The organism is uncultured Agrobacterium sp., from assembly GCF_913777885.1.
Lineage (GTDB): Bacteria > Pseudomonadota > Alphaproteobacteria > Rhizobiales > Rhizobiaceae > Agrobacterium.
Genome location: NZ_CAJYTV010000003.1, coordinates 445,679 through 458,551 on the forward strand (window position 1 = coordinate 445,679; position 12,873 = coordinate 458,551).

Below are 12,873 nucleotides of genomic sequence, written 5' to 3' on the forward strand. Positions count from 1 at the left end.
TTTCATTCGGCTCCCATTGTTTCGACGTCGCGCATTCTGGCGAGAAACTGCAGAACGCATGCCCTGGCTTCGGAGGACATGCCTTCGAGGGCGCGAGCGATACGGCGCGATTGAGGATCGCTCAAGGCGAGCGCCAGTTCACGACCGGTGAGCGTTGGATAAAGTCTGCGCTGACGCCGGTCTTCAGGTCCCGCCATCTGGCGGATGTAGCCATCATCGATCAGCTGCTTGAGCACTCGTGCCAGGCTCTGCTTGGTGATCTGCAACGTATCGAGAAGATCGGCGACTGTCATGCCGGGATTTCGGCAAACAAAATAGACGACGCGATGGTGAGCTCGACCATAACCCAGCTTTTCAAGAATTGCGTCAGGGTCTGAAACGAAGTCTCGATAGGCGAAGAAGAAGGCCTCAATCGTGTCAAAGTCGATCTTGGCGTCATCGACATGGGGCAGGGCCGGGCTCGGTTTGGCGGCAGCCTTTTTCAGCGATTGGGCAGGCACTGGTCTTCCTTCATAGTATCGCGCTTGGCCACCATTAGCACGAGATCTGCCCAAATAGTGTGCCGCCGGGCAATCTCCCGATCATTTTCTGTTGCGTTCGATAATATGCCGCAGGTTGAACATCAACGCCAATATCTGCGCCGGTCCTCAACGAAGCAAAAGAGCGCGGACTAAGCCGCGCTCTCTGGTACTCGGTTACGCAGATACTCTACGCAAACTTACTCGTACACATACACAACGCGACGCGTGCTCGGCTCCACCAGAACGCGGCGGTCGTTCACACGCACGTAGCTGTATTCATAGTCCGGGATCGACACCAATTCCGCGCTGGCTGGAATGGTGGCGCCAATCGCGACGTCGCCATCGATGCGAACGACCTGTGCCGGGTGCTGATCGATATAAGTGATCACCTGCTCCGGCGGATTGACTTCACCGACGCGTCCGAGGTTGGGGTCGCCAGGGTTCGGCTCTTCCTGCTGGACGCTTGCTGTCTTTTCATAAGTAACCACCGGCACTTCGATATCGGCGCGGCGTTCGCGCAGGATCACGGGAGCACCTTCGTACATGACGTTCAGGTAATCGGCATTTGCCCAACCGCGCACGCCGTTTACTTCGATACGGCACCAGGCGCTGCCTTCCATGCATCCGTCAAGAACCGCATTGCTGCCGCGTGTGGCAAGTCCGACTTCCGGGTAATCTTCACCAGGGCCGGATCGCACCGAAATATCAGATGCCGTGGTCGCAACCATGGCCGCATTGGCATAGCCGGCGATCAAAGCGAAAGCGCCGCCAGCAATCATCAGTTTCAGCTTCTTGTCCATCTGTCTCTCTCCTTTGAAGACTGGGGCAAGAACGCAGCTTTCTGTTTTCCGTTCCCGAATTTGTGAACAGTTTGTTTGAGGAAACACTACTGCGTACTAGATAAGTTATTGAAATTAAATAATTTACTACATTGTCGACAATTCTTCGCAGATGATGTTTCCTGACGATCGATTGTGCAGTCGCGTCGGGCTCTTTATAGGTGGGCCAGTTTTTTGAAGTGAAGGAAGGTCATCATGGGTAAGTTGCAGGCAGGGGTCATTCCGGTGACGGCGTTTCAGCAGAACTGCACCATTCTCTTCGATGAGGACACAAGGGAAGGTGTTGTCGTCGATCCAGGCGGGGATGTCGACGTCATCGTTCAGACTGTTGCCGAAAACGGCATCACGTTAAAGGAGATATGGCTTACCCATGGCCACCTTGACCATGCCGGTGGTGCCAAGGAATTGAAGGAGCGCCTTTCGCTCTCCATCATCGGCCCGCATGAAGACGACCTTCCGCTTCTGGAGCGGATCGAGACCCAAGCGCAGAAATACGGTATTTCGGGATTACAGAACGTGCTTCCGGACCGCTGGCTGAAGGATGGTGATGTCGTTTCCTTTGGCGATCACCGCTTCGAAGTCTATCATTGCCCGGGCCATGCCCCCGGCCACGTCATCTATTACAATCGGGCCCAAGGCTTTGCCCATGTGGGCGACGTGCTCTTCAATGGCTCCGTCGGAAGAACGGATCTTCCCGGAGGCAATCACGAGCAGTTACTGGCATCTATTCGTGACAAGGTGCTTCCGCTCGGCGACGAGGTAGGGTTCATTTGCGGGCATGGCCCCGGTGGACGATTAGGCGAGGAGCGTCGCACGAACCCGTATCTTCAGGGCCTCGGACCCATTGGTGCTGCGCCTCAAGCTCCAGTTGGGGTTGACCAGAAAACAGATTGAGAGGGTAGGCGTGGGCGTCGCCTTCATAGACAGCCCTCTTGAGAGCTGCCATGAAAAAACCCGGCATTCCTGCCGGGCTTCAACTAGAAGAGAAAGTCGTATGGCTCAACCAGCAATCTGAAGATTGACTGCCTTTGGCCCCTTGCCGCGACGATCCGGTTCCGTGTCGAAGCTCACTTTCTGATTTTCTGAAAGACCGGACAGGCCGGAAGCCTGTACAGCGGAGATATGAACAAAGATATCAGCGCCACCATTGTCTGGCTTGATGAAGCCGAAGCCTTTGTCGGTATTGAAGAATTTAACGGTGCCAGTCTCGGCCATGCATCAGGTCCTTTTCGCTCTGCCCGTGTTCAGCTCCAGGCAGCATTACAGTTTTGCCCGTCAGGGCGTACGGCAGGCAGCTCTTGATGATTGAGAGATTGGACCTTCGCTGTGGAAGTCTTGACGTTCTGATCAACGTTTTGTTGTTCCCACCGCTCGAAGTATTGTCTCCGATGCATCTGTTTATAGGTCGTCCCATGCTCGCAAATTGCCTGAACCGCGATAGAGTGATGTGTTTATTTAAAATTGGCAAGCAAAAGTTTTTAAGCGGCAACCATGATTAATCATGGGCGTTTGACGCGTATTACGCGTGTCGCGGAAATTTTTCTCGCAGCGGCGCTGTTGGGAAAACAAAACCATCGTTAGCGATGGGAATTTTCGGCAATTTTCGCGCATAGGGCATGAGTGGAAACCGGCCTTTAGCCTGCTTTACCAAGTTTTTGGTGGCGTCTTTTCGTAAGCTCCGGCACCAACTCTACCAGCAAAATCGCGGCAAAAATGATGGCGCAGCCGATATAACCGGCAGCCGGTATGATCTCTCCAAGAAAGAGCGACGCGAAGAGCGCGCCGAACAGGGCTTCGGAGGAAAGAAAGATCGCCGCCTGTGGTGCTGTCGTGTAACGCTGGCCGATGACCTGGAGAACGAATGCAAGGCCCGACGAGACAAGGCCAACATAAAGGATCTCACGGAGCGACGCAGCAACTGCCTGAGCGTTAATCGGCTCGTAGGCCGCGCCGATCACCATGCTCAGAATGGCGCAGACGGAAAACTGGACACAGGAAAGGGCAAGCGGCCGGTTGCTGGCCATGACGGCACGGCCCGCAAGCGTGATCTGCACAGCCCAGAAGAACGCGCAGGTAATGCTGAGAAAATCGCCTGTCGTCAGGCTGCTGAAGGCGCCGCCGGAGAGCAGAAAGATGCCGACCAGCATCATCGTGGCACCCGGCCAGACCACCCAGTGCGGATAACGCCGATAGATCAGAACGGCGATGGCCGGGACGAAGATGACATAGAGGGCCGTCAGAAAACTGGAATTGGTGACGGAGGTGGTAAGCAGTCCCACCTGCTGGGTTGTGGCACCCATGAAGAGGGCGAGCCCGACAAGGCCGAAGGCGCGGTATTCCGCCTTGCTAGGCCTTGCTCCCATGCGGCGCGTTTCCATGAGTGCGAAGGGCAGGACCGCAAGCGCTGCAATGGCAAAGCGCAAGCCCACGAACCAGAAGGGGCCGATGGATGCCATGGCCGTGGACTGCGCAACAAAACCACCGCCCCAGATTGCGGCAGCGAGAAGCAATACGAGGTTTGCCTGAATGCGCGTCATTCTTCACCATCAAGGAAGCAGCGCAGCGGCTGCTTCATCGTCTTTTCAAAAGGCGATCCGGTCCGCTTGGTGATCGACTGCCAGAGGCTATCGGAACGTCCGGCGGTGTTGCATGAAGCAGCAGATCTTGACCCTGAAGATGGCGAAGACATTCATGTGTGTCGCAACAGGTGCCTCGGACCGCCATTTCATCGGTGCTCTATCAGCAAGGGCATGGTTCGGCAAGGGACGGTCAGGGGAAGTCAGTCACGGTTTCGGCGCAGGCGGCCTTCGCGAATACTGCTGAGCGTCAAGAGCACACCGCCAACCGCCATTGTGCCGAAGCCGAGCACCACAAGGCCGGTAACGAAGATGCGATCCGATGCTTTGGAAATCGGTGCGCTGGCGATGGCAGATGTCGTCATGGGGTCGACCGCTTGCGAAGCGTGGGAGGACGTTGCAAGGCCGGCTGCCATGGTGAGGATGACCATGATGGCGGCAAGCGCCATCCACAGAGAGAAAAGCATCCTCTGCACCTTCAGCCGATCTGCCGAATTCCGGTCATTCATAAGCATCATCGTCGTCCTTGTCTCGTTTGCCCGCATGCCGAAAAGAGGCTTGGAAGTGGACTGCTTGGAGACAGAATTTCGTCAGTCCGGCGTATTTATTGTGGCGATAAAAAGGCGCGAATTAACGAGAAGTTAAGGCCGCTATAATTGCCGATTTTTTCGGCGATTGCCTCGTTTTGAGATAGATGATGGGCGCTTTGCCGAGAGAGGCCGTTCGAGGACGAAGGCGGCTTCATCTTAATCGGGACAATCGGTCATTCTGCACTAAAGTAAATGCGATCCATCGCATCTTTTGATGGGTTTTGACCTTGAAAGACTGTGTGTCTTTCGACATACCACTTGCCGCAGAGAGCGACATTCCGCCGCAACTTCTGTCGATGTCAACTTCAATAGGACCGATAAAAATGGCCTTCCTTGCCGACATTCTCTCCCGCGTAAAGCCATCCGCCACCATCGCCGTTTCGCAGAAAGCTCGCGAATTGCAGGCACAGGGTCGCGATGTGATTGGCCTTGGCGCCGGCGAGCCGGATTTCGATACGCCCGACAATATCAAGGAAGCAGCCATTGCCGCTATTAAAGCAGGCAAGACGAAATACACGCCCGTTTCAGGCATTCCTGAACTGCGCAAGGCGATTGCCGAGAAGTTCAAGCGCGAAAACGATTTGGACTACAAGCCCGAGCAGACAATCGTCGGCACGGGTGGAAAGCAGATTCTTTTCAACGCCTTCATGGCAACCCTTAACCCTGGCGACGAAGTCGTTATTCCGGCACCTTACTGGGTAAGCTATCCAGAGATGGTGGCGATCTGCGGCGGTACGCCTGTTTTCGTCAACACCACGCTGGAAGACAACTTCAAGCTCAAGCCGGAAGCACTTGAAAAGGCGATCACGCCGAAGACCAAGTGGTTCATTTTCAATTCGCCGTCCAACCCATCGGGCGCCGCTTACAGCCACGACGAGCTGAAGGCGCTGACTGATGTGCTGGTCAAGCATCCGCATGTCTGGGTTTTGACCGACGACATGTATGAGCACCTGACCTATGGCGACTTCAAGTTCGTGACGCCTGTGGAAGTTGAGCCCTCGCTCTACGACCGCACGCTGACCATGAACGGCGTGTCCAAGGCATATGCGATGACCGGCTGGCGTATCGGTTATGCGGCAGGTCCGCTGCAACTGATCAAGGCGATGGACATGATCCAGGGTCAGCAGACGTCTGGGGCGACCTCGATTGCGCAATGGGCGGCTGTCGAGGCGCTGAACGGTAGCCAGGACTTCATTCCGGCAAACAAGAAGATCTTCGAAGGCCGCCGTGACCTCGTTGTCTCCATGCTGAACCAGGCCAAGGGCATCAATTGCCCGGTTCCGGAAGGCGCGTTCTACGTCTATCCTTCCTGCGCCGGTCTGATCGGCAAGACGGCGCCTTCGGGCAAGGTCATCGAAACGGATGAGGATTTCGTCACCGAGCTTCTGGAAACAGAAGGTGTGGCCGTCGTTCACGGCTCCGCCTTCGGCCTCGGCCCGAACTTCCGCATTTCCTACGCCACCTCGGAAAAGCTCCTGGAAGAGGCCTGCAACCGCATCCAGCGTTTCTGCGCCAATTGCCGCTAATGCTTGATATGATTGAATGAAATGGACCCGGCAGCGATGCCGGGTTTTTTTATGCGTGTTGTTCCAGCAGAGCTATGCCCCTTATCAGGAGGAGTTCTGACGCCTGTTTGAAACATACGGCAGGATCATCTGCGCTGTCTCAGCGCCGGCAGTTGCCAACGATGGTAAACCGTGTGCTCCTAGTCAATCCCGCGACGCTCGTCGGTATCGATCTCAGCATTGAAGCACATATGTAGCTTGACAACGCCACGATCTTCAATGACTGTACTGATCGGTAAAGTAATTACTGATCGGTACAATAGACCCAGTTGATCAAGGAGATCACCATGTCACGTCCTCCACTTCCCCCATTCACCCGCGAGACCGCTATTGAAAAAGTTCGCCTGGCCGAAGACGGCTGGAACACCAGAGATGCGGCGAAAGTCGCTCTTGCCTATACGCTCGACACCCGCTGGCGCAACCGCGTCGAATTTGCACGCAATCGCGATGAAGCTCAGGCATTTCTGACGCGCAAGTGGAACAAGGAGCACGAGTACCGCCTCATAAAGGAGCTATGGGCTTTCACCGAAAACCGCATCGCGGTACGGTATGCGTATGAATACCGCGACGATGCTGGTCACTGGTACCGCGCCTATGGCAACGAGAACTGGGAATTCGCAGAGGACGGCCTGATGGCGCACAGACACGCGAGCATCAATGAGATGCCGATTGCTGAAAGCGATCGCCTGTTCCATTGGCCGCTTGGCCGTCGGCCGGATGATCATGCCAGCCTTAGCGATCTGGGCCTCTGATCATGGCGCGTATGGTCAGCGAAAGAGCCGATGCCATAGGTCCCTTGGCCGAGGTGTTTCGCGAACATGGTTATGAAGGCGCAAGCCTTGCCCTCATCGGCAAGGCGACCGGTCTCGGCAAGGGCAGCCTTTACCACTTCTTTCCAAACGGGAAGGAGGAGATGGTGGGGGCTGTGCTCGACGACATCAGCCAATGGTTCGAGAATGCCATTTATGCGCCACTACGTAACGAACCCGACGCCAATGGCGCCATCCGTGCCATGCTTGCCTCGACGGACCAATATTTCAGGACCGGCAGGCGCGTTTGCCTCGTCGGTGCCTTGGCGGTGGGCAATACGAGAGACCGTTTTGCACAAGCCATCCGAGGTTACTTTACGGCCTGGGTGGACGCGTTGCAGTCGGCGCTTATCCGGCAGGGCCGTGACCGCGATCAGTCGCGCATGCTCGCGGAGGAGACCGTCCTTGCCATCCAAGGCGCCATCGTTCTCTCTCGTGCATTGGAAGATCCGACTGTTTTCCAGCGGGCGATCGACCACCTCGGCGATCGGCTAGTGATGGACAGCTCTGCCTCTGCCCCAGAATGAAGGTTGGGCCGAAAGGATTTCGACCAATACGGCAATGCGGTAGTCTTCAGTGGCGCTGACATACAACGCTACTCGGGACTTCAGGACAGCAACTGGTCGATCTCGTCCCAACCATAAACGACATTGTCAGAGCGCCATATCGGTCCGGGATCGCGGAACTCTCCAATCTTTTTGGCGCGGAGCGCCTCATAGAAGCCCGCCGCCCGCTCATTGCCTTTGACGACGCTGAGTGCGACCGAACGATATCCGGACGCTTCCGCATGTGCGGCCAGGTCTTTCAGAATGCGCGTGCCAATACCTTGCCCCTGGTCGTCCGGCATGACGTAGAGGTTCTTGATCTCCGCCCGTGATCCGAAGATTGGATCGGACGGTCGGCCTACCGCGCCGATGCCAACGACTTGGCTGCCGATCTCAGCGATCGCTACATGCTGGTGCGGATCATCATCGGCGAGTTTAGCCGTCCAGTAACGCAGCCGGTGGTTCGCATCGAGAGCCTCAAACGCTGAAGGAGGGGCAAGAGCCCGCATGGTTTCTCTCCATACGTGGGTATGAACGCGGGCGATTTGCGCTACGTCACTTGATTGCGCATCCCTGATCTGAAGCAACCCACGCCCTCACAAACCGAGAAACAGCAGCATGATGAAGGTAGCGAAGAGGATGAGGTGCGTCATACCCTCGATGGCATTGGTCTCCCCATCGTTGAGATTGATGGCGGCAACGATGAGTGTGATGAGGACCATCACCGTCTGCACCGGCGTCATCGCCATGATGAAGGGTTGGCCTGAGTAGAGCGCAATCGCCTCCATGACCGGAACGGTCAGAATGACCGTCGAGAGTGACGCGCCCATGGCGATGTTGACGACGGGTTGCATGCGGTTGCGCAAGGCAGCGCGCATGGCGGTGAGGATTTCCGGTGCCGCTGAAATGGTTGCGACGACGACGGCCATCAGGCCTTCTGGAGCGCCGCTTCCTTCCAGCCCGTGCGTGAGGAATGCGGCCATGAATTCCGCCAATAGACCGATCAGCACGACGCCGACGAGAATGGCACCGATCGAATAGCCTGCCGAGCCGTCCTCTTCCTCATGCCCGTGCGCTTCGCCTTCCGGGGCCGCCTTCTTGCGGTCTGCACGCGGATAGCTGTAGCTGAAGAAGTAGCTGTGCGGGCCAACCTGCATTTTCAGGAACAGACCGTAGAGCGCAATCATCGCGCAGATGGTGAAGGCGGAGTAGAGGTGCCACTTCGCTTCCGGTACGAATTCCGGGACGATCATCGAAATGCCCATTGCCGTCAGGATCATCACCCCGTAGGTGCGCCCGGAATCGTCGTTATAGGGCTGCTCTCCATGGCGCAGACCACCCAGCAATGCAGCAAGCCCGAGGATGCCGTTGATATCGATCATAACGGCGGAATAGATCGTGTCGCGCACCAGAGTAGGGGAACTTGACTCACTCATGATGATGGCGAGGATCAGCACCTCGACCGCGACCGCAGACAGGGTCAGGATCATCGTTCCGTAAGGATCCCCGACCTTGGCAGCAAGGATTTCCGCGTGGTGGGCAACGCGCATGGAAACCCCGACGATGACGGCAATCAGCGCTGCGGCCACGACGAAGGACATCACCTTGCCTCCCTCAAGCACGCTGTGCTCTGCGAGATAGGCGATAATGGCAACTGGAACTGCAAGAAGCAGCATGCGCTCCTGCTTGACAGCGGTGGCGATGGACATGTTCCCCTCCAGATCCTGGACCGAGCGATATGCATTTGAAAGGTCAAGAAACGCGATTTGCACTCTTGGCCGTTTGGTAGGATAGTGGATCGCGAGGACATGGTACCGAAACCGCGATCTCGGCCCAGAAATGCCCACTTGCGGTGTTGGTTGTCAATCTTCCCTAAAGAATAACAGGAGGATATCAGCGTGACCAAGGTGTGTTATGAAATCGTGGAGCATGATGGCGGTTGGGCGTATCGAATGAATGGTGCCTATTCCGAAGCCTTCCCCACCCATTCAGATGCGGTGCAAGCCGCCAAGATCGCTGCCGCCGAACAGCAGGTCGGGGGCGAAGATGAGGAAATCAGCTATCAGGATGAGCGCGGTCGATGGCATGAGGAATTCAGCCAGGGCGGTGACAGGCCGGAAGCGGAGGTTGTCGACATCTATGTTGAGCGACAGGCCCGCAATCCAAGCTGATTTTCGTCGCAGGCGTTAGCGCTTGGATGATGGCGCTTCGGGGTCGGTCGTTCTCAGGTGCGCTTTCAGGCCCTCCACCAGAGCGCTGAATACCGCACGGCAGCGTGGTGAGGTCCGAAGATTTTCGTGCATGGCGACCCAGGCGTGGAGTGCGACTTCGAGTTCCGGCAGGACGTGTTTGAGCGTTTGATCGCGTTTGGCCAATCCGATCTGGCACATGCCGATACCGGCGCCGGCGCGAACCAGGGCGAGCTGCGCCAGATTGCTATCGGCGCGAATGGCGAAAGGAATTTGATCGGCATCGGGGATGGCCGGATTTTCCTTCTTCATGTTTTGGAGGATCGCCCTGATGAAGGGCGTCTTGCGATCAAACCCGATCAGCCGGTGCGCGTCCAGATCTTCTTTCTTTGTCGGCGTTCCCATCTTCTGGAGGTAGCCGTTCGTTGCGTGAAAGCCGATCCGAAAATTTCCCACATAGCGCATCACGATGGCGTCTTGCACCGGCTCGGTCATGCGGATAGCGATATCCGCCTCGCGGCGCAGCAAATCCTCGATCGTGTCGGATAGCGAAAGCTCGATTTCGAGTTTCGGATATGTATCTTGCAGGGCGGCGATGATTGGGGGCAGCACCTCGACGCCGATCACATCCGAGGCGCTGATGCGCACGGCACCCTCGATCTTTCCGACTTCTCCTGAGGCGGCGCGCACCAGTGCCGCGGCAGTGGCGGACAGATTTTCCGCATACGGCTTCAAGGCCATCGCCGCATCGGTCGGAACGAGGCCGTGCGGCGAGCGAATGAAAAGCTGGTAGCCGATGGCTTCTTCAAGAGCACCGATATGGCGACCGACAGTTGGCTGCGTGATGCCGAGCTCTCTCGCCGCCGCAGACAGAGACCCGTCTCGCAACACGCTGAGAAATGTGCGGTAGTAGTCCCAACTGATTTCGCGATCGATGATCATAATTTTTGTATGGCCGATAAACGTGTTTAGCGAATTCTGTATAGCGAGTTTTTGCTCAATGCTCCAGTCCAAGCACGATTGCTTGAAGCGAACTGGAGTTCATTATGATCGATGTCAAAGAAACTGCGCAGCAAACAGCATTGGTTCTGGGTGCCCGTGGCGGCATAGGCGGGCATGTCACTGAGGCGTTACTCGGGCGAGGGTGGAAGGTACGCGGGCTCGTCAGGGACCGGACGTCAACGTCTCAGCACCCTTTGATGGAGTGGCGTGTCGGTGACGCGATGGTGGCGCAGGACGTGTTGCAGGCTGCGCAAGGCGTTTCGCTGATCGTTCACGCGGTCAACCCGCCCGGCTATCGAAACTGGGAGACGCTCGTTCTGCCCATGCTCGACAATACCATCAACGCAGCGGTAAGTGTCGGTGCGCGCATATTGCTGCCGGGCACCGTTTATAATTTCGGCCCTGATGCCTTCCCCTTGCTGACGGAGAAAAGCCCGCAACGGCCGATGACGCGCAAGGGGAAGATCCGTGTGGAGATGGAAGATCGGTTGCGCGCCGCTTCAACAAGGGGTGTGCCGGTTTTAATTGTCCGAGCAGGAGATTTCTTTGGGCCGCGTGCGCGCAACAACTGGTTTGGCCAAGGGCTTGTTCAGCCTGGAAAGCCTGTGCGCAGCATTTCCAATCCGGGAAGTCCCGGCGTCGGCCACCAATGGGCGTATCTTCCAGATGTGGCGGAAACCATGATGCGCCTGCTTGAGCGTGCCAATGATTTGCCGACCTTTGCCGTCTTTCACATGGAGGGCTTCTGGGATTCAGATGGGCGCCATTTGCCCGCGGCAATCGAACGGGTGGTTGGACGCGACGTTAAAACGAAGCGCGTTCCATGGTGGTTGTTCCGGCTATGCTCACCTTTCGTCCCGCTGTTTAAAGAACTCCAGGAGATGCGTTATCTCTGGCAACGGGAGGTCAGAATGGGCAACGAAACGCTGGTGGATTTTCTAGGAGAGGAGCCGCGCACGCCAGTCGACGAAGCGGTCTTTGCCACGCTCATGGACTTGGGCTGCCTTGGTTTGCCTCACAACCCGCATGGGGAGATCGTCTCGATCGACGAACGCCGCGCAGCCGTCTAAGATGCGCGGCGTCCAATTCTTGATCAGGCCAGTGCCGGATAGTCGGTGTAACCTTCAGCGCCGCCGCCATAGAAGGTCTGCTGGTTCGGTTCGTTCAGGGGCGCATCATCCTTCAGGCGCTGAACCAGATCCGGATTGGCAATGAAGGCTTTGCCGAATGCAATAGCGTCTGCCTTGCCGCTCTCGACTGCTTCAATGGCAGACGCACGATCGTAACCGTTATTGGCGATCCAGAGACCTTTGCCGCCGGCTTCGGTATAGGCAGCCTTGAGCGCGGCGTAATCGAAAGGCTTGTCACCCTGCTTGAAATCACGCGGGCCACCGGTTGCACCCTCGATGACGTGAATGAAGGCGAGGCCGCGGCTGCCGAGTTCTTTTGCGACGTAGTTGAAGAGGGGCTGCGGATCTGCCTCGGAAATATCGTTTGCGGGCGTGACCGGCGACAGGCGAATGCCAGTCCGGCCTGCGCCGATTTCCTTTGCGACAACATCAACTACTTCAAGGAGGAAGCGTGCGCGGTTCTCGACCGATCCACCGTAATTATCGGTGCGGTGGTTGCTGCCAGACTTCAGGAACTGATCGATCAGATAGCCATTGGCCGCATGAATTTCGACGCCGTCAAAACCTGCCTCGATCGCAGCACGCGCACCTTTGCGGAAATCCTCGAGAATGACCGGAATTTCAGCCGTTCCCAGCTCTCTCGGTTCGGATGTTTCGGCAAAGCCGCCTGTACCGTCATCATTGATGATGTAGGTCTTGGATTTTGCGCGGATGGCGGAGGGGGCGACAGGTTGACCACCATGCGGCTGAAGCGATGTGTGCGACACGCGGCCGACATGCCAGATCTGTGCGACGATCTTACCGCCTGCCTTGTGAACGCCGTCCGTTACCTTCTGCCAGCCTTCAATGGCCTCCCGCTTATAGAGACCGGGGACATCCGCGTAGCCCTGACCTTGCTGCGAGACCGGCGTGCCTTCCGTAACGATCAGGCCTGCGGTCGCTCGCTGCTCGTAATAAGTGGCGTTGAGATTGTTCGGAATAGCGCCAGGCGAACGATTGCGTGTGAGCGGTGCCATCACGACGCGGTTTGCCAATGCGATGTCACCTGCCTGGGCGGGTTCGAACAGTTTGGTCATGGTGTGCTTTCTCTTCCTGTTGTTAGACGCG

15 protein-coding genes are annotated in these 12,873 nt (G+C 56.9%); 6 read left to right on the forward strand and 9 right to left on the reverse strand.

Annotated features, from left to right (window positions below; genetic code table 11):
- Positions 1–2 precede the first annotated feature (2 nt).
- The gene (locus QZ869_RS03115) at positions 3–500 is read right to left on the reverse strand and encodes a MarR family winged helix-turn-helix transcriptional regulator (RefSeq protein ID WP_296078644.1); all 498 of its coding nucleotides are present in this window, start codon (positions 498–500) and stop codon (positions 3–5) included.
- A gap of 218 nt (positions 501–718) precedes the next feature.
- On the reverse strand, positions 719–1,321 hold the full coding sequence (locus QZ869_RS03120; protein WP_296014610.1) for a DUF1236 domain-containing protein: 603 nt from the start codon (positions 1,319–1,321) through the stop codon (positions 719–721).
- A gap of 234 nt (positions 1,322–1,555) precedes the next feature.
- On the opposite strand from QZ869_RS03120, the gene QZ869_RS03125 reads away from it, so the two are divergent.
- Positions 1,556–2,254 carry an MBL fold metallo-hydrolase gene (locus tag QZ869_RS03125; protein ID WP_296102411.1) on the forward strand — a complete coding sequence of 233 codons (699 nt, stop codon included), beginning with the start codon at positions 1,556–1,558 and terminating at the stop codon, positions 2,252–2,254.
- A 105-nt stretch (positions 2,255–2,359) separates the two neighbouring features.
- Here QZ869_RS03125 and QZ869_RS03130 read toward each other — a convergent pair whose 3' ends face one another.
- The 3 genes from QZ869_RS03130 to QZ869_RS03140 form a co-directional block, all read right to left on the reverse strand.
- The gene (locus QZ869_RS03130) at positions 2,360–2,575 is read right to left on the reverse strand and encodes a cold-shock protein (RefSeq protein ID WP_003494703.1); all 216 of its coding nucleotides are present in this window, start codon (positions 2,573–2,575) and stop codon (positions 2,360–2,362) included.
- Between the two features lie 419 nt (positions 2,576–2,994).
- The gene (locus QZ869_RS03135; RefSeq protein WP_296097430.1) at positions 2,995–3,897 is read right to left on the reverse strand and encodes a DMT family transporter; all 903 of its coding nucleotides are present in this window, start codon (positions 3,895–3,897) and stop codon (positions 2,995–2,997) included.
- Positions 3,898–4,139: 242 nt separating this feature from the next.
- Positions 4,140–4,403, reverse strand: coding sequence for a hypothetical protein (locus QZ869_RS03140; protein WP_296102413.1), 264 nt, complete (start codon positions 4,401–4,403; stop codon positions 4,140–4,142).
- Positions 4,404–4,849: 446 nt separating this feature from the next.
- On the opposite strand from QZ869_RS03140, the gene QZ869_RS03145 reads away from it, so the two are divergent.
- The 3 genes from QZ869_RS03145 to QZ869_RS03155 all read left to right on the forward strand — a co-directional run bounded on the left by QZ869_RS03145 (position 4,850) and on the right by QZ869_RS03155 (position 7,427).
- Positions 4,850–6,052, forward strand: coding sequence for a pyridoxal phosphate-dependent aminotransferase (locus tag QZ869_RS03145; protein WP_296102415.1), 1,203 nt, complete (start codon positions 4,850–4,852; stop codon positions 6,050–6,052).
- Between the two features lie 326 nt (positions 6,053–6,378).
- Positions 6,379–6,843, forward strand: coding sequence for a DUF1348 family protein (locus QZ869_RS03150; protein ID WP_296078642.1), 465 nt, complete (start codon positions 6,379–6,381; stop codon positions 6,841–6,843).
- 2 nt (positions 6,844–6,845) lie between these two features.
- On the forward strand, positions 6,846–7,427 hold the full coding sequence (locus QZ869_RS03155) for a TetR/AcrR family transcriptional regulator (protein ID WP_296102417.1): 582 nt from the start codon (positions 6,846–6,848) through the stop codon (positions 7,425–7,427).
- Positions 7,428–7,507: 80 nt separating this feature from the next.
- Here the strand turns inward: QZ869_RS03155 and QZ869_RS03160 are convergent, their stop codons facing one another.
- Positions 7,508–7,954, reverse strand: coding sequence for a GNAT family N-acetyltransferase (locus QZ869_RS03160; RefSeq protein ID WP_296102419.1), 447 nt, complete (start codon positions 7,952–7,954; stop codon positions 7,508–7,510).
- 87 nt (positions 7,955–8,041) lie between these two features.
- Positions 8,042–9,154 (reverse strand): calcium:proton antiporter, encoded by a 1,113-nt coding sequence (locus QZ869_RS03165; protein ID WP_296040347.1) that lies wholly within the window; start codon positions 9,152–9,154, stop codon positions 8,042–8,044.
- Between the two features lie 189 nt (positions 9,155–9,343).
- Between QZ869_RS03165 and QZ869_RS03170 the strand changes: the two genes are divergently transcribed.
- Positions 9,344–9,616 (forward strand): DUF2188 domain-containing protein, encoded by a 273-nt coding sequence (locus QZ869_RS03170; protein WP_296102422.1) that lies wholly within the window; start codon positions 9,344–9,346, stop codon positions 9,614–9,616.
- A gap of 15 nt (positions 9,617–9,631) precedes the next feature.
- On the opposite strand, the gene QZ869_RS03175 is transcribed toward QZ869_RS03170, so the two are convergent.
- Positions 9,632–10,576, reverse strand: coding sequence for a LysR family transcriptional regulator (locus QZ869_RS03175; RefSeq protein ID WP_296102423.1), 945 nt, complete (start codon positions 10,574–10,576; stop codon positions 9,632–9,634).
- Between the two features lie 104 nt (positions 10,577–10,680).
- Here QZ869_RS03175 and QZ869_RS03180 point away from each other — a divergent pair, with 104 nt between their 5' ends.
- A complete protein-coding gene (locus tag QZ869_RS03180) occupies positions 10,681–11,706 on the forward strand; it encodes an NAD-dependent epimerase/dehydratase family protein (RefSeq protein WP_296102425.1) in 1,026 nt (341 codons plus the stop codon).
- A 23-nt stretch (positions 11,707–11,729) separates the two neighbouring features.
- Here QZ869_RS03180 and QZ869_RS03185 read toward each other — a convergent pair whose 3' ends face one another.
- Positions 11,730–12,842 (reverse strand): alkene reductase, encoded by a 1,113-nt coding sequence (locus tag QZ869_RS03185; protein WP_296102427.1) that lies wholly within the window; start codon positions 12,840–12,842, stop codon positions 11,730–11,732.
- Between the last annotated feature and the right edge of the window lie 31 nt (positions 12,843–12,873).